The sequence below is a fragment of the Thalassobacillus sp. C254 genome (assembly GCF_001310615.1).
The window spans coordinates 138,768-157,573 of the sequence record NZ_BAXQ01000005.1; the positions used below are offsets into that span (position 1 = coordinate 138,768).

Annotated in this window: 20 protein-coding genes and 3 pseudogenes; all 23 read left to right on the forward strand. The window is 40.8% G+C overall.

The window, feature by feature from the left end; translation table 11 throughout:
- Positions 1-128 precede the first annotated feature (128 nt).
- Complete coding sequence (locus JCM19033_RS07595) at positions 129-1,181, forward strand: zinc-dependent alcohol dehydrogenase family protein (protein WP_054635869.1); 1,053 nt, start codon at positions 129-131, stop codon at positions 1,179-1,181.
- Positions 1,182-1,219: 38 nt separating this feature from the next.
- Complete coding sequence (locus JCM19033_RS07600) at positions 1,220-2,701, forward strand: aldehyde dehydrogenase family protein (protein WP_054635870.1); 1,482 nt, start codon at positions 1,220-1,222, stop codon at positions 2,699-2,701.
- A gap of 237 nt (positions 2,702-2,938) precedes the next feature.
- Positions 2,939-4,218, forward strand: a pseudogene (locus JCM19033_RS28045) (sigma-54-dependent Fis family transcriptional regulator); the annotation flags it as partial.
- 333 nt (positions 4,219-4,551) lie between these two features.
- Complete coding sequence (locus JCM19033_RS25325) at positions 4,552-4,695, forward strand: helix-turn-helix domain-containing protein (RefSeq protein WP_269758066.1); 144 nt, start codon at positions 4,552-4,554, stop codon at positions 4,693-4,695.
- Positions 4,696-5,318: 623 nt separating this feature from the next.
- A complete protein-coding gene (locus JCM19033_RS07615) occupies positions 5,319-5,498 on the forward strand; it encodes a hypothetical protein (protein WP_054635873.1) in 180 nt (59 codons plus the stop codon).
- 155 nt (positions 5,499-5,653) lie between these two features.
- Positions 5,654-6,982 carry an MBL fold metallo-hydrolase gene (locus JCM19033_RS07620; protein ID WP_269758053.1) on the forward strand — a complete coding sequence of 443 codons (1,329 nt, stop codon included), beginning with the start codon at positions 5,654-5,656 and terminating at the stop codon, positions 6,980-6,982.
- A 2-nt stretch (positions 6,983-6,984) separates the two neighbouring features.
- Entirely contained in the window at positions 6,985-7,254 is a 270-nt protein-coding gene (locus JCM19033_RS07625) for a DUF3006 domain-containing protein (RefSeq protein WP_054635874.1), read from the forward strand.
- A gap of 172 nt (positions 7,255-7,426) precedes the next feature.
- Positions 7,427-8,521 carry a hypothetical protein gene (locus JCM19033_RS07630; protein ID WP_054635875.1) on the forward strand — a complete coding sequence of 365 codons (1,095 nt, stop codon included), beginning with the start codon at positions 7,427-7,429 and terminating at the stop codon, positions 8,519-8,521.
- A gap of 2 nt (positions 8,522-8,523) precedes the next feature.
- The gene (locus JCM19033_RS24165) at positions 8,524-8,667 is read left to right on the forward strand and encodes a hypothetical protein (RefSeq protein ID WP_198153442.1); all 144 of its coding nucleotides are present in this window, start codon (positions 8,524-8,526) and stop codon (positions 8,665-8,667) included.
- A gap of 815 nt (positions 8,668-9,482) precedes the next feature.
- Positions 9,483-9,653, forward strand: coding sequence for a hypothetical protein (locus JCM19033_RS25330; protein WP_269758054.1), 171 nt, complete (start codon positions 9,483-9,485; stop codon positions 9,651-9,653).
- Positions 9,629-10,576 (forward strand): TRAP transporter substrate-binding protein DctP, encoded by a 948-nt coding sequence (gene dctP / locus JCM19033_RS07635; protein ID WP_269758055.1) that lies wholly within the window; start codon positions 9,629-9,631, stop codon positions 10,574-10,576. The genes JCM19033_RS25330 and dctP overlap by 25 nt, the downstream gene beginning before the upstream one ends.
- A 169-nt stretch (positions 10,577-10,745) precedes the next feature.
- A pseudogene (locus tag JCM19033_RS07640) lies at positions 10,746-12,028 on the forward strand (TRAP transporter large permease).
- A 32-nt stretch (positions 12,029-12,060) separates the two neighbouring features.
- Positions 12,061-12,492, forward strand: coding sequence for a TRAP transporter small permease (locus JCM19033_RS07645; RefSeq protein ID WP_054635876.1), 432 nt, complete (start codon positions 12,061-12,063; stop codon positions 12,490-12,492).
- Between the two features lie 151 nt (positions 12,493-12,643).
- Complete coding sequence (locus JCM19033_RS25335) at positions 12,644-12,931, forward strand: TetR/AcrR family transcriptional regulator (RefSeq protein ID WP_269758056.1); 288 nt, start codon at positions 12,644-12,646, stop codon at positions 12,929-12,931.
- A 31-nt stretch (positions 12,932-12,962) separates the two neighbouring features.
- Positions 12,963-13,229 carry a TetR family transcriptional regulator C-terminal domain-containing protein gene (locus JCM19033_RS25340; RefSeq protein ID WP_269758057.1) on the forward strand — a complete coding sequence of 89 codons (267 nt, stop codon included), beginning with the start codon at positions 12,963-12,965 and terminating at the stop codon, positions 13,227-13,229.
- 45 nt (positions 13,230-13,274) lie between these two features.
- On the forward strand, positions 13,275-14,012 hold the full coding sequence (locus JCM19033_RS07655) for a 2-phosphosulfolactate phosphatase (protein ID WP_054635877.1): 738 nt from the start codon (positions 13,275-13,277) through the stop codon (positions 14,010-14,012).
- Positions 14,009-14,242, forward strand: a complete 234-nt coding sequence (locus JCM19033_RS07660) for a hypothetical protein (protein ID WP_054635878.1) — start codon at positions 14,009-14,011, stop codon at positions 14,240-14,242. The genes JCM19033_RS07655 and JCM19033_RS07660 overlap by 4 nt, the downstream gene beginning before the upstream one ends.
- Before the next feature lie 14 nt (positions 14,243-14,256).
- The gene (locus JCM19033_RS07665; protein ID WP_198153443.1) at positions 14,257-14,646 is read left to right on the forward strand and encodes an AMP-binding protein; all 390 of its coding nucleotides are present in this window, start codon (positions 14,257-14,259) and stop codon (positions 14,644-14,646) included.
- Positions 14,540-15,223, forward strand: a complete 684-nt coding sequence (locus JCM19033_RS07670) for a fatty acid--CoA ligase family protein (RefSeq protein WP_083465329.1) — start codon at positions 14,540-14,542, stop codon at positions 15,221-15,223. Before JCM19033_RS07665 ends, JCM19033_RS07670 begins: the two co-directional genes overlap by 107 nt.
- Positions 15,220-15,576 (forward strand): class I adenylate-forming enzyme family protein, encoded by a 357-nt coding sequence (locus tag JCM19033_RS07675; RefSeq protein WP_054635881.1) that lies wholly within the window; start codon positions 15,220-15,222, stop codon positions 15,574-15,576. Before JCM19033_RS07670 ends, JCM19033_RS07675 begins: the two co-directional genes overlap by 4 nt.
- A gap of 79 nt (positions 15,577-15,655) precedes the next feature.
- Positions 15,656-16,814, forward strand: a pseudogene (locus JCM19033_RS07680) (acyl-CoA dehydrogenase family protein).
- A gap of 5 nt (positions 16,815-16,819) precedes the next feature.
- The gene (locus JCM19033_RS07685) at positions 16,820-17,800 is read left to right on the forward strand and encodes a nitronate monooxygenase family protein (protein WP_054635882.1); all 981 of its coding nucleotides are present in this window, start codon (positions 16,820-16,822) and stop codon (positions 17,798-17,800) included.
- A gap of 2 nt (positions 17,801-17,802) precedes the next feature.
- The gene (locus tag JCM19033_RS07690) at positions 17,803-18,789 is read left to right on the forward strand and encodes an NADPH:quinone oxidoreductase family protein (RefSeq protein ID WP_054635883.1); all 987 of its coding nucleotides are present in this window, start codon (positions 17,803-17,805) and stop codon (positions 18,787-18,789) included.
- Positions 18,790-18,806 lie beyond the last annotated feature (17 nt).

The window sequence follows — 18,806 nt, forward strand, 5'->3', positions numbered from 1 at the left end:
AACTGTGTCATATATTGTTTGAAAAATCAGAAAAAACCCTATTTAGAAAGATATAAATTTTGGCACATACCTTGCATTATTAGGAAAGTGAGGTATTCAATTCCAAAGTACAAAGGGGAGGGTATGATATGAAGGCTGCAGTAATGGAACAGTTAAAAAGTCCATTGGTTGTCCGTCAAGTGAAGGATCCTGATTGGGATGCCACTGGTGCCATTGTAAAGATTGAAGCCAATGGGATCTGTCGCTCAGACTGGCATGGATGGATGGGGGATCTTAGCTGGGTGGATGTAAATCTTGAGCTGCCATGGGTGCTGGGACATGAGTTTACTGGTGTCGTAGAAGAAGTGGGAAAGGATGTTAAAAACTTCAAGAAGGGCGACCGGGTTATTGTTCCTTTCAGCCAGGGAGATGGCACTTGTGAACAATGTTTGTCTGGTCACCATAATATTTGTGACAACCTCGAAATGCCCGGGTTTTCCTATTGGGGAGGGTTTGCAGAATATACCTCTATTCCAAATGCAGACTTAAATATGGTACACCTTCCTGATTCAGTAGGCTTTGAAGAAGGAGCAAGCGTTGGCTGCCGTTTCATGACTTCCTTTCATGCGGTTACCCACCAGGCAAAAGTAAAGGCTGGAGAATGGGTAGCCGTTTACGGGGTGGGTGGAGTTGGTTTGGCGGCAACACACATAGCCAACGCAGCAGGAGCAAACGTTATATCAGTAGATATAAGCGACGAAAAACTTGCGCTGGCAAAGTCAGTAGGTGCCGCAATAACGATTAATAGTCGGAAGACTACGCCATGGGAAGCGATTCATGAAATCACCAAAGGGGGAGCCCACGTTTCCATTGATGCTCTAGGAATCGCTGAAACCATTACAAATTCTGTACTTTCTCTTAGGAAAAGAGGGAGACATGTACAAATTGGCTTAACGACAAGTGAGGAAAAAGGGATCGTCCCCCTTCCTACCGATTTAATTACTATGAAAGAGTTACAATTTATTGGATCATTTGGAATGCAGGCTCCTCACTATCCATCCATGCTGGAAATGATTGCTCAGGAAAAGCTTAACCCAGGCAAGATGGTAACACGTCATGTGTCTATAGATGAAGTCAGTGATGTCATAAATGGAATGGGGACTTACAACACGGTAGGAGTTACGGTTCTTAATAAATGGTAGCGCTTACTAAAGTGGATTAAAAATGTAGGAGGGGTAATATGGAACAAACGGTTGAGCTAAATCCCAAGGTAGCGAAGTTTCTAGATGGCAAAAAGAAGTTGTTTATTAATGGCCAATGGGTAGATTCAGTGAATGGGAGGACATTTGACACAATTAACCCTGCGAATGGAGAACGATTAGCGGAGGTAAGTGAAGCAGAGGCAGAGGATGTTAATCGCGCGGTAGAAGCAGCTCGTACAGCCTTTGATCATGGTCCGTGGTCCAGAATGTCAGCTGCGGAGCGGAGTCGGCTCATTTATAAGCTTGCTGATTTAATGGAAGAAAACACAGAAGAGTTAGCTCAAATAGAAACGCTGGATAACGGAAAGCCAATTAACGAAACGCGTCACGGCGATGTTCCTATGGCTATTGAACACTTTCGTTATTTTGCGGGCTGGTCGACAAAAATTGTAGGGCAGACAATCCCTGTCTCAAGTAATTATTTTAATTATACTAGACATGAACCGGTAGGAGTGGTAGGTCAAATCATCCCATGGAACTTCCCCCTCCTTATGGCGGCCTGGAAGTTAGGAGCAGCTCTTGCTACAGGATGTACAATCGTTCTCAAGCCAGCTGAGCAAACGCCGCTATCTTCTCTTTATCTTGCAGAGTTAGCTCAAGAAGCAGGATTCCCAGATGGAGTGATTAATGTTATCCCGGGATATGGCCCGACAGCTGGCGAGCCCCTTGTAAACCATGAAAAGGTAAACAAAATTGCTTTTACTGGTTCAACGGAAATAGGTAAGAAGATTATGCGTCAGGCATCTGACATGATTAAACGAGTAACTCTTGAGCTTGGCGGAAAGTCCCCCAATATTATTCTGCCAGATGCGGATATGTCAAAAGCCATCCCAGGGGCTCTGGCTGGTATCATGTTCAACCAAGGCCAGGTTTGCAGTGCTGGCTCCCGTGTTTTTGTACAAAAGAAAGCGTATGATAATTTTGTAGCAGATATGGTTACTCATTCCCAAAAAATTAAGCAGGGGCCAGGTCTTGATACAAATACCCAAATGGGACCTTTAGTATCCGATGTTCAGCAAAACCGAGTGATGAATTATATTCAAAAAGGACAAGATGAAGGGGCCGAGCTGTTAACCGGAGGAAGAAACCCATTTGACAATGGCTATTTTGTAGAGCCAACTGTGTTTGCAGCAGTAGAGGACAACATGACAATTGCAAAAGAAGAAATCTTTGGGCCAGTCGTCACTGCTATGCCGTTTGAGGACTTAGATGAAGTGATTGAGCGAGCAAACAATACGATGTACGGTCTGGCAGCAGGGTTATGGACTGAAAACCTGAAAAGTGCCCACTATGTCGCAAATAAGCTTCAAGCCGGCACAGTCTGGGTCAACAGCTATAATGTGTTTGATGCAGCCTCACCATTTGGTGGGTACAAGCAATCAGGAAGCGGGCGTGAAATGGGCTCTTATGCTCTTGATAATTATACTGAAGTAAAGAGTGTATGGATTAACATGAATTAACATAAAAAACACCCAAATTCAGGATGTCCTGCCAGGGCATCCTGTTTTATATTTTCTACTTTTATAAAATTCAAAATGTTATAATAAATACATAAAATTCATTTGGGTGGGGGGCGAAAAATGAATCCAAAAGTATGGGAAGATTTTCTAGTAAAAAACCAAATAAGCAAAGACCTTCCAGAATATATCGTGAAATCATGGCAGCGGAGCATACGGGCCGGTATACGAACAGACGTAATGAAAGCTCCGCAGGTACTTACCAGTAAAGAAATAAAAAGCTATACGTCTCATCACCTTCTTTATTATATTTTCAGCCAGTTTCACGAAAAAATAGAAAAATATTTCAATCTAAATGATTTCTCTTTGAATCTTGCAGACAGGGAAGGGCAAATTATCTCTTCATTTGTAAAAGGGGATTTAAAAGAAACTCTTAAAGAAGTTCATTTTTATAACGGAGGACTTTGGAATGAATCAGCTGTAGGAACAAATGCAATAGGGACAGCTCTCGCTGCTGATAGAGAAGTTGTCATAAGAGCTTCCCAACACTTCTGTGAGACCTGGCATCCATTCTCATGTGCTGCTGTTCCTGTCCGCCATCCAGTCTATAAAACGACAGAAGCAGTATTGGATTTAACGTCTATGAACAATACTTTTCCGGAAAATGCTCTAGGTTTAACTTCTGTCCTTGTACAATCTTTAGAATCGGCTTGGCATGCTGAAATCCTTCAGGATAATCAAAAGCTGAAAGAAGCTTTCAAGACGTATATTCAAGGTGTGAAAGAAGATATAGTAATTGTTGTCGACAGGTCAAAGTATGTGATAGACAGAAATGATTATGCCTCACCTATGGAAGATGGTGTTGTTACATTTCTGGATATAGAAAATGTTGATAATAAAGTCTTTGAAGGAAGGATACAAGCAGGGAAGGATAGTTTTGTTGACGGGCGCATCCTCCCGGTGAAAAGGAACGGAAGAACAGCAGGAGTCATTATTCACCTCCCACGAGAACAAAGCAAATATAGAAGAAGAGGAAATCAATCAGCACCCTCCGCCTTTGATCGTTTGATTGGCGAGAGTGAAAAGTGGCGTACAGTAATAGAGAATGCCAGAGTGGTTTCGACTCATAACGTTCCTGTACTCATTACTGGGGAAAGCGGAACAGGGAAGGAGTTACTGGCACAGGCAATTCATGATGAAAGCAGCCGGAAAGAAGAGCCTTTTGTTGCTATAAACTGTGCCACCCTTCACCCTGATTTGGCAGCGAGTGAACTCTTTGGTTATACGTCTGGAGCCTTTACAGGGGCTTTAAAAGGGGGGAAGAGAGGGTTATTCGAAGCTGCGACGGGGGAACTCTATTTCTTGATGAAATAAGCGAAATGCCCTTATCTATACAAGCCATGCTCCTGCGTGTATTGCAAGAGCAAGAGGTAACGCGTATAGGAGAACATTCACGTAGATCAATTAATGTCCGTATCATTGCAGCAAGCAACCTGAATATAAAGGAACAGATATACAAGGGAAGGTTCCGAGCTGATCTTTTTTATCGACTTAACGTCGCCCGCTTAACAGTTCCCTCTATTCGTGATCGGAAGTCTGACATCCCTCATCTTGTACAATTCTTTTTAAAAGAGAAAGGAAGCAGCTTATCAGTCAATCAACAGGCATTATACGCACTCCTGCAGTATAATTGGCCAGGAAATGTACGGGAGCTGAAAAATGCCATCGAGTATGCTTCTTTATATGCAAAAGGATATGAAATTTATGAAAGCGATTTCCCCGATGAAATTAGAGAGGAAAGTCATCAACCATTTTCGCAAGAGGATGATGCATGGATTGAGCAAAGAAACGATGTGGCACCAGAAAGAGGGGAAAAGCATCAAATAATTGAAGCTATTAAAGCTTCCCGTCATAATATGAGTGAAGCAGCGAAAGTACTGGGGGTCTCTCGAAGTACGTTATATCGTCGACTGAAAAAATATCAAATAGAAGTATAGGGAGTTTTTCCAGGCAGGGAAAAGACCTGCTAGGGTGAAAGTAAGTGAATAAATATAGGATAATTCGTCCATATGAGGGCCGATTATCCTTTTTATATACAAAATTATATGAAACGTAAAAGAAATACTGGCAACTATGGAGGGGAGTATTAATTGTAATCGTGTGATCTGCCTTTAAGAATACCCCCAGTGCATTTGGTCATAATAAAAATTCTAACCGAGAATATTGTAACGGGAGCGAGTAAAGATCTGGACTTATATCTTCAGACCCGACCACTTTTAAAGAAGGAGAAATAATAATCGAAACGTAAAAACACAGAGACTCCAAGGGATCTTCTGTGTTTTTTCTTCATCGTCTTTTAACTCTAGATTTTTCATGATGAAAATATAATTTACGTTGCCGCTTTCTGACGAGAGAAAAATGTTGTGACTGAACAAACCATAAAACTATTATTTTATTTTATAATAGAAACGTTCAGTTTTATGAATAGAACCGTACACCTGGTTTTCGACCATACTGGGAGGTTAAAACACTACTTCATTTTCTTCATAACAAGAGCATTAGACAATACAAATTAATGAATCAAACCATATGAAATTTAACCGGTACACCCTAGGAAACAGTGAATTGGCAGAATCCTGATGAATGGATTCCAGAGCGGTTAACAGAAGATGTTAAAGATATAGCTCAGCAAATACATAGTGAAACCGGAGTAAATCCACGGTATGTGCTGGGGAGTAACAAACTCATGGCAAATTATTCACTGATTGAGGAAACAACAGTGGGTTCTGTATACAGCTAGTTTACTAGAGAATGGTGAGGGAGAAGACCTTAGTTAGGTAGAATCTATGTTTACTCCGTCCTCTTTAAGCTTCTAATAAAAAGGAAGGAGAACAGACAGATGAAAATTAAACTATTACTTTATGTGGGTGCGTTTTCTATTATGGTTACAGCTGGGTGCGGGCAAGCACAATAGATGATCAACCAGCCGAAAAGACTGCGAGTGAAGAAACAGGGGAAGAGAGCCCAGGAAATGAGCAAGAAGAACACGAAAAGGAAAAAGAAGAAAGCCCGGAAGACCCTGCACATGAAGGAGACCAATACGAAGAAACAGAACGAGAAACGAAAGAGGTGAATGGAAATTCATCTGGTGCTTCCGAAGCTTCTGAGGAATTAGAAGAGCTGGCAATACACTTTATTGATGCAGGGCAAGCAGATGCGACACTTTTTGAATACAGCCATGAAGGGGAAGAATACAACCTTCTTTTTGATGCCGGGAACTGGAACCAAAATAACGTAGTACATTATTTACATACACACGATATTGAAACCCTTGATGTTATGATGCTAAGTCATCCCCACGCTGATCACATTGGCCAGGCTGACACTATTATTGAAGAGTTTGAAGTAGACGAAGTATGGATGTCTGGAGATACCCATGATTCACAAACATTTGAACGGGTCATGGATGCAGTTGATGACAGTGACGTTTCTTATGAGGAACCAAGAGCTGGTGAAATTTATGATATAGGTCCGCTGACACTGGAAATGGTTAATCCAGACAGTATTAATGGAGACCTTCACCACGGATCTTTATCTGCTCGCTTTCTTTATGGTGATTCCTTTTCGCTGCTAATGACAGGAGATGCAGAAAAAGAAACAGAAAAGGCGATGATTGAGCGAGGCCATGAATTAGAGGCTGACATTCTTCAATTAGGTCATCACGGTTCCGATACTTCAACCACTGCCCCTTTTTTAGATGAAGTAAGCCCCGAGACTGCTATTTATTCGGCAGGAGAAGATAACCAATACGGACATCCACACGATTCCGTCATTCAACGCTTAGCGGATAGAAATGTAGAAATTTACGGGACAGATATCGATGGAACGATCATTGTAACAACTGATGGAGAAAGCTATGATATAGCTAGCAACCAGGATGGGACCATATCGCCATCATCAACATCTGACAGTGATACAAGCGATGATGACAGAGGTGAATCCAACCTTACTGAAGAATCTTCGAATGACACCCTTTCCCAATCAGAAGAGGAAGTGGAAGATCAATCTGTGCAAGAAGAAACAGATATAAATGAATGTATTGATATAAACTCAGCATCCTTTGAAGAGCTGCAGGAGATTCATCAAATCGGTCCGGATCGGGCAAAGGAATTGGAGAGCCACCGCCCGTTTAGTTCTGTAGAAGAGATGACCAGGATAAGCGGGATTGGTCCTGCAAGAATCAATGAAATTAAGGCGGAAGGGCTGGCCTGTGTAGGAGGGTAAGGATGGAGACAAAAGGAGTACTTGATCGAATTGTAGATGATAAGTATGCTGTTATTTTAGCAGAAGATATAGGAAAAGAGTATGTGATCAATAAAGAAGAGCTGCCACAAGGCAGTTCGACTGGCGACTGGTTTGTTTTGACAATAGAAGAAGATAAGGTAACCAAACTCTCTTTTGACAGAGAGCACGCTCAACAGATGAGTGAACGCATCCGAAATAAGATGGAAAAGGTGCGTGCAAAGGGGAAAGGAAGTAAGTTTAAGAGAAACTAGTAAGAGCAGGAATGAATGATGTGACTGTACCCTACTTGTTAGACAACATCTAACGGGTGGGGATATTTTAATAGAACCAACACAATCTCAACGGAAAATACAGAACACCCATTCTCATTCTTTCCCATTATCATGTATAATAGAAAAAAGTGGAAGAGGAAAGGGGGCTGTGATGAATCCAAAGCTTAAATATAAACTAAGCATCCTGTCTAATGAACTAAATGAGCTAGTAAATGCACTTTATGAATCATCCAAGGAGCAACAAACAGTCTCCTCTAAACTTATCTTATTCAATTCTCTTCGTTACTTATGGAGAAGAGTAGATGACTTCCTCTCCCTTAGAGGATTAGCCGGGATTCTGGTAATCGTTGTGCCTGGGTGGCTTGCTGCAGCTGCCACGAATGCCTTCCAACCCATAATTGAGCTTCCCCTAAGTTCTATGCTCGTCCTGATCCTCATAGCCATAGTATTGGCAGGAGCTCTTTTGAGAAACCTTGTTTTACATGAAATGAGCAGTGTAGACAGTGACATGTTCCACCTTGAAGTATATGAAAAAAGAAAGAAAAAGGAATATAGATCCCTTATCCCTATGGCAAGAGAAAAAGATTTCCTTTATATCTTGAAAGAACAATTAGAGCAGGAATTAGAACAGGATATCGGAAAGCTGAGAGAAGAAATAAGGAAGAAGAATGAGTGGATTGAAGAAAAAAATGACTCAATAAAAGTAAAAGATGAAGCCATCGAAACACTGCTTATTGAACTCGATCACTCTGAAAACTCAGCTGTGTTCTTTAAAGAAAAAGCAGACTTTATGATTGATATATTGTACCAGTTAAAAGGGAAGTTAAATTTATTAGTCAATGATCAGTTTAACCTCGATCATATTAACTTTGGTTCTAGTTATACTATTTATAGAATAGAAGACGCTGGCCTTTTCTTTGTAGGCGGCTATGGAATCAATATTGCAGAGGTGGATCGTTTTATCCCGATAAATGATGGGAATAACAAATACATACGATCTACCACCAGGAGCCAATCAAACCCCTATATTGAAGAAGACTTTATTTCCTGGACACGTACGCTGCAGGATGGGTCGCAATGGGTGCTTTCCTTGCACCTTGATCGTTCAAACCGGGACAAGTTGAACATTAAGGATGAAACTGGTAAACTAAATGTAACGATTATCCAAGAGATTCTATGGATTTGCTGCGAGCTATTAAACAAGTTCTCAGAAAATAGCCAAGCCCCTAAGAAAGGAGAGGAGTAACGATGGGAGAAGCGCTAAAAGAAAAGCCTTATTCTAAACAACTCTCCGACAAATATATGAAAAAACGCAAGCTTGAAAATAAAAGAGCACGAGAGAAAGCACTTAAAGCATTGAAAAATAATGAGTTAAAAAAGACAGGAAACTAGAAGAAAAGACGAACCCCGGTGGTTTCGTCTTTTTTATATGGGTGTATGTAGGATGTTAGTCTCCGGATTCCGACCTCGAAAACTCGTTACATAGAGCTTATTTTCCCAGCGCTTTATTCCCTTTTTCCCTTGCTTTTTCATTTCTTTCCTTCATTTGCTTAATCATTTCATCCATTTGTTTCGATGATTCAGATTTACTCATCATTTCTGCCTCCTCAAGGATCGGTTTTTATCATCTTGACCGAATGGTTGTTGATTTATACAGAGAGAAGGTGGACGAGCTTTTAGTCTGTCGGTTATCTCTACAACTTGTCCCATTTTTGGCGGATATAATGCCAGGTTAGGAATAAAATACTCCCCTTTACTATTTGGTTTTGTTGAGCCTCAACGTTACACTTTCACTCATTCAGAGGGTTACATAGGTGTAATAAAAAGAAGCAGAAGGAATTTTTCTTCTGCTTCTTTTTATGGCTGGTAAAAAAGTAGCAACAAAGGTAAAAACTAATGTCTATTATAAAAATATTCTAAATATTTAAAATTATACTTGAAATTTAAATTTTAAACATATAGAATGAATTTAAATTAAGAGAATAATAATTTTAGTATCATACTTACCTTTTATGTAAGCCCTTACAAATTCCGCTGTAAAGATAGGGAGGTGGTTGTTAATATGGAAAATCTTTGTCTTGAACATCAAGCTTGGTAGCCTCTTAATGTTTAGGCAGTTCTTTAAAAAACTTATAGATACAACTTAAATACGGGAGGGATTGGGAAATGTATAAGAAGAAAAGTTTTTTCTTTACCAGCTGGTTGCTATGTCACTCGTTGTTACAGCCTGTGGAGGTGATACGGAAACTACTGCTGGAAACGGAGATGACGAAGCTGCGGCAGGTAATTCGGACCCAATAACTTTAAGGGCAGCTACTGGTTTGAGTTCCAGCATGCCTGGTGGGAAGCTTCTATGGTCCCATGGATGGAACGTGTAGAAGAATTAACAGATGGGCAAGTAACGTTTGACACATTTACTGGCGGCGAATTGGTTGAAGTCCCGGATGAAGCCGAAGCTTTGCATAGCGGCACAGTAGACGTTGCGTTAGTCTTGCCAATCTATGAACCAGATCAGTACCCTATGGCAGAAGTAACCATGCTCCCTTTAACCCACTCAGATACTATCATAGCCTCAAATGCCTGGAGAAAGTTAATGGAAAGTGATGAAGAATTAATTGACGGGCAATCCTACAGGGAAATGCAGTTTGATGATTTTCAAGTATTCCCTGTTTCCACAACGCAAGAATACTCCATTTCTACTACTGGTCATGAATTTAATTCTGTAAATGACATCGAAGGAACCTCTTTACGCACCCCATCTAGAATTCACGAAACATACTCTGATAAAACAGGAATTAATAGTGTAACCATTCCGGCTGTTGAGATGTACGATGCTTTAAGCCGCGGAGCTTTTGAAGGAAGTTTCTACAGTATTGCGGACTGGACTGGATACGGTTTCCAAGACTTATTTACCTATACCGTAACTGGAGTGAACTTCGGACATTTTAATGCATTTATTGGAATGACAGATGCTACTTGGGATGAAATGCCTGAAAATGTACAAGAAGCGATGGCTCAGGCGCATGACGAGATATTTACTCCAGGTGCTGAAGAATGGCTCGAACGAGCTGAAGAAGCAATCGCTTATAACGAAGACGAAGGCGGATCATTTGTAGACTTTAATGAGTTGGATCCAGAGGTTCAGGAGCATTTTATTCAAGGGATTGAAGATACTTGGTATGAATATATTGACCTTTTAGAAGCCAATGGACTTCCTGGAAATGAACTAGCTATCATGTGGAGAGATATTTTAATAGAGGAAGGCGGAGAGGTCCCAGAAGCGATTATGGAGCTTGAATAACTACTTTTTTTGCAATCGCTTACAGTAAGAGAAGTGTATATTCCCGCTTCACAAAAAGGAGGAGCGGGAGGGTACACCTTACGCCTAAAGAGTTCACACAGTGCTTCAAACTTATACATAGGGAGGCCGAACGATGCCGGAATATGTGGTTATCTTAATCATTTTAACTATGTTTGCAATCCTTCTGATTTCGGGCCTATATATACATTCAATACTATTCGCCAGCGGGATCATCGGCCTCATCTTTTTAGAAGGATTTGGAATACTATCAGGCTTGTTAGGCAATGAGCCATTTAATAGAGCAGCAAGTTATACTCTCACCACGATTCCTTTATTTGTGCTGATGGCCCAGTTTATTCTGCAGTCAGGTATAGTTCAGGATATGTTCTATATGATTCATAAAATCTCCAGAGGAAAAAACAGTCTTTTAGGAGCACTGACCATAATCATTGGAGGTCTGCTTGGTGCAGTGTCAGGTTCCGGAACAGCGACAGCCGCCTCGTTAGGACAAGTTGCCGTTCCAGAATTGAAAAAGCATGGATATAAACCTGAATTAGCTGCAGCTGTCGCAGCTTCTGGCGGCTCCTTATCTGGAATAGTTCCCCCAAGTATAATACTGATACTTTATGGGGTGGCTACTGAAACGCCAGTCGGAGATTTGTTTATGGCTGCCGTCATTCCAAGCATCTTGGTCATGATTTCGTTCATACTTGTCATGCTGGTTTGTTACCTCAGCTATAAAAAAAGAGCCAAAAACATCGTTCACAAAGAGGCACAAACAGAAGATATAAAGCTTTCTCCACTAAGGCTGATTATCGCTAACGGAGTAGGAATTTCAATCGTTGTTATTATTTTCGGAGGGATCTACACAGGCTTGTTTACTCCAACGGAAGCTGGGGCAGTCGGGGCATTTACTGCTTTTCTTGCAGCACTATTCCTCGGTAAAGTTAATCTCGGATTTTTTAACCGAGCTTTAACTGAAACGATTAAAGTTACAGGAATGGTCATGCTTATTTTAATTGGTGCCCAAATATTTGAAGGTTTGTTTCTTTATCTTTACTGCCTAGAAAGCTGATTGAATTCTTAGATCCAATCATGGATTACCCGGTTCTCGTTTTAATTGTTATAACCATTGTCTTGTTCATCATGTTTATGTTTATCGAAGGTGCTGCCGTTATTCTCATGTCTATACCAGTCATTCTGCCTGTGATACAGGCTATACAAGTCGATGTTCTTTGGTTCGGTGTGTTTATCTCGGTTATTTGTACGATAGGATTAATTACACCGCCAGTCGGGTTAAGTGTATACGCTGTTTCAGGTGCTAGTAAAATTCCTCCTGAACCAATCTTTCGTTTTACCATGTTATTCGCATTGGTTGCTACAGTGATTGTTGGCGGATTGCTGATTGCGTTTCCGGAATTGGCTCTTTGGCTTCCAGGCTCCATGGACTGATTACAGGAAAATGACAGAGAGGAGGAAGGAACATGAAGGAAAAGGGCATCTGGAAAGCATATAAAATATTTAATTATATTAAGCTGGCCGGTTTGTGGATTAGTGCTGTAAGTATCATGGGGATGATGATGTTTATTGTTTACGATGTGGTTGGGCGTAATTTATTATTCGGGTCTGTCAGGGGAGGGTTTGAAATCGTCCAAAACTATTTTATGCCCCTGGCTGTCTTCCCGGCGCTCGCCTATGTTTATTCTTCTGGTGTGCTTCCGAGGATGAATCTGTTAATTTCGAAAACGAGAGCTTCAGTACAGCACATTGTTGTATACGTGCTCCTAGTTGTTGAAATCTTTGTTTTAAGCTTTGTAGTCTACTTCAGCCTGAATTATGCCCTTACAGGATGGAAAGGGGAATGGCGTTTTCTGCAGGTGGAGCAATGTATCCCGTCTATCCATTGTTATTCTTAGTTCCAATTGGATTCTTTTTGATCTTTATTGAGAACCTGTTTATCCTCTATCGGAATATCACTGAAAAAAAATCATCTCTTTTAATAAAAGAGGAATAGATTATGGGAGTCTTCTGAAATCATACAGATACTGACCATGAGGAGGAAGAAAGATGACATTAAGAGAAAAGAAGGCTGCCAAGAAAAAAGAGGAAATCTTACGTTCTGCTTTAAAGATTATTTCTAAAAGCGGTTACCACGGAGCAACAATGGATGAAATTGCTGCTGAACTCCTAATGACAAAAGGAGCTCTTTATTACTATTTTCCAAGCAAAGAAGATCTTTTGTTCCAAAGTCATAACTTAGTTCTATCAGATGCTATGGACAGGTTAGAAGAGATATACGAGGAAGACCTTCCGCCTAAACAAAAAATAATTAAAGCGATATTTTTTTCATATTGAAACAGCTATAAATGAAAAAGAAACCTTTAATATGATTTTAAAGCCCGAGCAGACATTCTCAGAAGAACACATTTCTACTATCTTAAAGAAACGGGATAAGTATGCTTCTATTTTCGATAAATTCATCGAAGAAGGGGTCGAGAGTGGAGACTTTGTTGTGAAAGAGAAGAAGCTTGCGAGAATGATTATACTTGGCGCTATGAATTGGATCCAGCAATGGTATTCACCGGATGGAAAAATGAGCAAAGAGGAAATTTCCCAAATCTACTCAGAATATTTTTTAAAAATGCTTACTTGAAGAATCTGGAAGTCAAGTCATTATGCATAGCAAAGGAAAGATGTTATGAGAAAAATTCATGTGATTCCTCAAAAAGAAGCAGTGAGAGAAGAGAAATTAACGAATTGCACAGCTGTGGTAATTGATGTATTTTTGGCTACGTCCACCATTGCCTTTTTAATGAACAAAGGGTATGACACGGTATTTGCGGTAAAAGACGCTTCCTCTGCACTCAAAGTCAAACAACAGCAAGGAGACTGTCTTCTTCTTGGTGAAACAAAGGGACGTCCAATTGAAGGGTTCCATTATCCAGACCCAGTGCTTATACAACCGAGTACAAGGACAAAGAAAGCAGTGATTTGTTCGACAAATGGAACAATAGCGATTGGTAAAGCAGGTCAGGCCGGAACTATTCTTACATCCTCTATTGTTAATGGTCATTTGGTCGCTGAGTACCTTCTTAATAAGACCGTTCATTCTTCTATCGTCATCATTTGTTCTGGAAATGCCGGACGATTTTCGTTAGAGGATTTTATAGGTGCCGGCCACATCATTGACCATTTAACCAGGACAAAGGAGTTTCATTTATCGGATGGGGCAAAGTTAGCAAAGGAATCATTTCAGACGGCTAAAGCAACGTCATTTTCAGGCTTGTACTCTTGTGAAACGGCTGAATTGCTGAATTCATTTGGCTATAAAAAATCTGTTGATCTAGTAATCAATCATTTTGAAAGCGTACCTGTTCTGCCTATCCTTGCTGGCGATAAGATAATTAATTTAGATAACAAGGAGGTTTCTACATGAGCACAGAGGTTAAAAGGTTATTTAACCGAGAGAATATAGAGGTTTATATCAATCGTCCTCGTTCTATGGATGACATCCTTCATAAAAGCGTCACAGAGTATGGACAGAAAGAAGCGGTACGGCTTGAGGAAGATAGCTTATCTTATAAAGAATTGGAGGAAAAGAGCTTCCTTTTAGCCTCCATTCTCTATCATGAATACCAAATAAAAAAGGAGACCGCATTGGTGTGATTGCAGGAAATGTCTTGGCTTTTCCTTTACTTGTCTTTGCCGCTGCTAAACTAGGTGCGATTATGGTTCCTATTAATGTAAAGTTAAAAGCTAAGGAAATGGAATATATCTTGCAGGACTCTTCCCCGAGTCTCCTCATCACGGAAAAGAATTACCACACCACAATAAAGTCAGAAATTACTCTACTGGAAAAGATGGATGTATTTTCATTTGAATCGGTAGAAGATTTAATTCCACAGCGAAGTTTGCCTCCAAGACCAATTTCCAAACATAGAGGAAGAAGATCCATTATTTCTCATATATACCTCTGGCACAACGGGAAGACCAAAAGGAGCCGTGTTAAGCCATGTAGGAGTGATACACAATTTAATGAATTATCACCAAACATTGAAAACCGACAGTAACATGAAAACAATAATAGCCGTTCCACTTTTTCATGTGACGGGACTAATCGGTCAATTGCTTCACATGGTTTATGCAGGAGGAACGTCTATTATTCTAAACAATTATCAAAATGAAAAATATATTGAAGAGATTCAAAAGCATAAGGTAGACTTCCTTTTTAATGTGCCGTCAATTTTCATGATGATGAGAACAAGCCCTTTATTTGATAAATATACATTTGACTTCGTAAAGAAAGTGGCTTATGGAGGATCACCAATTTATAAAGAAACGCTTGAAATGCTCCGAGAAGCGTTTCCAAATGCCAGCTTTCACAATGCTTACGGAGCAACGGAAACATCCTCTCCTGCTACGATTATGCCACTGGAATACCCTTTATCCAAAGCAAGTTCTGTAGGTCTGCCAGTAACAGGAGCCGAAATTCTCATAATAGATCAATTGAACAATGAATGTAAACCAGGGGAAGAAGGGGAGGTATTAATCAAAGGACCAATGGTAATTGAGAAGTATTGGCAAAACCAAAAAGCAAACGACACGTCCTTGAAAACGGGTATTGGAAATCTGGAGATATCGGCATGAAGGATAATGATGGATTTATCTATATCTTAGATCGAAAAAAAGACATGATTAACCGGGCTGGAGAAAAAGTATTCTCCATAGAAGTGGAGGATGTTTTGAAAGCCCACCCAGATATTTTAGATGCAGCTGTCATCGGGGTTCCCGATTCGATTCTTGGAGAAAAGGTTAAAGCTTTCTTAGTTTCATCTGGTCCCAATAAACTTCAGAATGAAACAATACAAGAGTATTGCCGCAGCCAACTGGCAAAATTCAAGGTGCCGGAAGACATTGAATGGGTAAAAGAGCTTCCAAGAAATGCTTCAGGAAAAATATTGAAACAGAACTTGAAAACAAAAGAAAACTCAACGATTTAATTAAAAATAAGGAGTGATTCCATTGTTGAAAGAATTATCTGAAGAGACAAAAAACTTGAAGAGCAGACTTACTGAATTTATGGAACAAGAAATCTATCCAAATGAAAAGGTGTACGAGGAGCAATTAAATGAGAAGGATCATAGGTGGCACGTACCTCCAATTATTGAAGAGTTAAAGGAAAAAGCAAAAGACAAAGGGTTATGGAATTTATTTACCCATGAAACTGAATACGGACCTGGGTTAACCAATTACGAGTACGCTCATTTATGTGAAGAAATGGGAAGATCGTTAATTGCTCCAGAAGTATTTAACTGCAATGCGCCAGACACTGGAAACATGGAAGTATTAATGAAATTTGGCACCGAGGAACAAAAAGGAAAAGTGGCTGACTCCTTTGTTAAGAGGAGACATTCGCTCTTGTTTTTCCATGACTGAACCTGAGGTAGCTTCTTCTGATGCCACAAACATTCAAGGAAGCATAAGAAGAGAAGGCGACGAGTATGTCATAAATGCAAGGAAATGGTGGTCATCAGGCGCAATGGACCCGAGGTGCAAGATCGCCATAGTCATGGGAAAAACCGATCCACAAGCGGCAAAGCATGAACAGCAATCTATGATCCTGGTTCCTTTGGATGCCGAAGGAGTGGAGGTAAAACGTCATTTACCTGTATACGGGTTTGATCATGCTCCCCATGGTCATGCAGAAATTCATTATAATAACGTCCGAGTACCAGCTTCGAACTTACTTTATGAAGAAGGAAGAGGGTTTGAAATCGCTCAGTCCCGTTTAGGACCTGGAAGGATACATCATTGCATGAGAGCTATCGGAGCAGCAGAACGAGCACTTGATCTTCTGTGCGATCGAGCGAATGATCGAGAGGCTTTTGGAACAAAGATTGCTGACAAAGACGTCATTAGAGAAGTCATTGCAGAATCTAGAATAAGCATAGAACAAGCCCGTCTATTGACATTGCATGCCGCTCATAAGATTGATACTCACGGAGCAAAAGCAGCGAGAAAAGAAATAGCCATGATCAAGATTGCTGCTCCTCGTGTTTCAATTGATGTGATCGATAAAGCTGTACAAGTGTTTGGCGGTGCCGGGGTAACAGAAGATACCCCTCTTGCAGAACATTGGGCCAACGCCAGAACACTGCGAATTGTCGATGGGCCAGACCAGGTTCATCTAAGAGATATCGGAAAATTGGAATTACGTGAAAAAACGACTAAAGGGTGAACAATATGACCAAGATTTCAGCTGATTTTATAAATGACTTGCAACTACCGGCTATCATGGCTCCTATGTTTCTGGTGTCGAATCCCAAAATGGTAATTGAAGGATGTAAGAACGGAATTATAGGCTCTTTCCCTGCGTTGAATGCAAGGACAGGAAGCATCTTTTCCCAGTGGATGAGTGAAATAAAAACGGAATTGGAAAAGGAAAAAGAAAATGAAACAGCGCCTGAAATTGCTCCGTGGGCGGTTAATTTTATCGCTAATAAAAAAGCGAACAAACGATACGACGAGGACTTGACATTAATAAGAGAGTTTCAGCCCCCCATTGTAATCACTTCCTTGGGTGATCCGGCGCCAGTGATTGACATTGTCCATGAGTATGGCGGCCTGGTGTTTACTGATGTTATCGATGTATTTTATGCCCGTAAAGCTGCTGAAAAAGGAACAGATGGGTTAATTCTTGTCTGTAACGGGGCAGGAGGGCATGCTGGAACCTATCATCCGATGGCTTTTATTAAGGAAGTGAAAAAATTTTTCCATGGGATAACCATTCTGGCAGGGAGTATTTCCGAAGGGGAGGACCTGGTGGCTGCTGAAGCAATGGGAGCAGATTTGTCGTACATTGGAACTAAATTTATTGCAGCTTCTGAGAGTTCCGCCCCGTCTGAATATAAACAAATGCTAATCGATTCTACCATGGATGACATTGTTTATACCGATGTGTTTAGCGGGGTAAACGCAAATTATCTGGTTCCAAGCATTGAAAACAAAGGAATAAAAATGTCGGAACTTCAACAGAGCAGCCAAGGGAAGAACCTTCATCATTTGTCTGATGCAAAAGCGTGGAAGGATATCTGGTCTGCTGGTCATGGCGTGGGTTCTATAAATAAGATCGAAGGAGTTCAAGAGATTGTTACCGACCTGAAAAATGGTTATGAACGTACGTTAAAAAAATTAACCAAGAAGGTGAAAGCAGGGGAGGAATAAGGATGAAGGAATGGCAAGTCTATCAGCATAGTGACCCTCAAGATGCTCTTAAGTTAACTGAAGCGGCGGTACCAACACCAGGGGAAGGGGAAGTAGTAATAAAAATGGAAGCAGCCGCTTTAAACTTTTTTGATATATTACAATGCCAGGGAAAGTATCAAGAGAATCCTCCCCTTCCCTTTGTCCCGGGAGCAGAAATATCTGGAGAAATTGTAAATACCGGAAATAGCAGGACATTTAAAACCGGGCAGCGGGTATTGGCAACTCCCCAACTACCAGAAGGGGGATGGAGAGAGTTTGTTAAGGTCAGGGAAGAGGATGCCTTTCCAATCCCTGATTCCCTCTCTTATAACCAGGCGGCATCCATGTTTATCACCTATCAAACGGCATATTATGCATTACACCGCTGCGGGAACCTGGGTTCAGGGGAGACCCTGCTTGTTCACGCAGGTGCAGGAGGGGTCGGCTCGGCTGCTATCCAGTTAGGAAAGGCGGCAGGTGCTACCGTCATAGCAACTGCAGGAAGTGAGGAAAAGGTAAGTATTTGTCTGGAGTTAGGTGCTGATTATGCTCTTAACTACCGTAATGAGGATTTTGTGGAGAAAGTAAAGGAGTATACAAATGGAGCCGGCGCAGACGTTATCTTTGATCCTGTAGGTGGTGAAGTGTTTGACCGGTCACGTAAGTGTATTGCTTTTGAAGGGAGAATCCTTGCCATAGGATTTGCCAGTGGCACGATACCGAAAGCCCCGATCAACCATGCGCTCATTAAAAATTATTCAATTGTTGGGGTTCACTTTGGTTTATTTAGAAAAAAGAAGCCTGAAAAAGTAAGAGAAGCACACGACGTACTTATGGATCTATATGAAAAGGGAGATATCTCTCCACTCGTATCAAAAGAATATTCTTTTGCGGATGTGGTTTCAGCACTTGAAGTGCTCGGTAACCGGAAATCTTCCGGAAAACTAGTTATTACTGCCCCTGAATAAGAACAGAAGCAAAGAGG

Bases quoted from the DNA above. Each gene is read 5' to 3' on its own strand.
- JCM19033_RS24165 (WP_198153442.1), top strand. From the start codon at position 8,524: ATGGGAGAAGCGCTAAAAGAAAAGCCTTATTCTAAACAACTCTCCGAC.
- JCM19033_RS25330 (WP_269758054.1), top strand. From the start codon at position 9,483: ATGTCACTCGTTGTTACAGCCTGTGGAGGTGATACGGAAACTACTGCT.
- JCM19033_RS07645 (WP_054635876.1), top strand. From the start codon at position 12,061: ATGAAGGAAAAGGGCATCTGGAAAGCATATAAAATATTTAATTATATT.
- JCM19033_RS07690 (WP_054635883.1), top strand. From the start codon at position 17,803: ATGAAGGAATGGCAAGTCTATCAGCATAGTGACCCTCAAGATGCTCTT.
- JCM19033_RS25335 (WP_269758056.1), top strand. From the start codon at position 12,644: ATGACATTAAGAGAAAAGAAGGCTGCCAAGAAAAAAGAGGAAATCTTA.
- JCM19033_RS07685 (WP_054635882.1), top strand. From the start codon at position 16,820: ATGACCAAGATTTCAGCTGATTTTATAAATGACTTGCAACTACCGGCT.
- JCM19033_RS07660 (WP_054635878.1), top strand. From the start codon at position 14,009: ATGAGCACAGAGGTTAAAAGGTTATTTAACCGAGAGAATATAGAGGTT.
- JCM19033_RS07600 (WP_054635870.1), top strand. From the start codon at position 1,220: ATGGAACAAACGGTTGAGCTAAATCCCAAGGTAGCGAAGTTTCTAGAT.
- JCM19033_RS07630 (WP_054635875.1), top strand. From the start codon at position 7,427: ATGAATCCAAAGCTTAAATATAAACTAAGCATCCTGTCTAATGAACTA.
- JCM19033_RS25340 (WP_269758057.1), top strand. From the start codon at position 12,963: ATGATTTTAAAGCCCGAGCAGACATTCTCAGAAGAACACATTTCTACT.
- JCM19033_RS07655 (WP_054635877.1), top strand. From the start codon at position 13,275: ATGAGAAAAATTCATGTGATTCCTCAAAAAGAAGCAGTGAGAGAAGAG.
- JCM19033_RS07625 (WP_054635874.1), top strand. From the start codon at position 6,985: ATGGAGACAAAAGGAGTACTTGATCGAATTGTAGATGATAAGTATGCT.
- JCM19033_RS07595 (WP_054635869.1), top strand. From the start codon at position 129: ATGAAGGCTGCAGTAATGGAACAGTTAAAAAGTCCATTGGTTGTCCGT.
- JCM19033_RS07675 (WP_054635881.1), top strand. From the start codon at position 15,220: ATGAAGGATAATGATGGATTTATCTATATCTTAGATCGAAAAAAAGAC.
- dctP (WP_269758055.1), top strand. From the start codon at position 9,629: ATGGTCCCATGGATGGAACGTGTAGAAGAATTAACAGATGGGCAAGTA.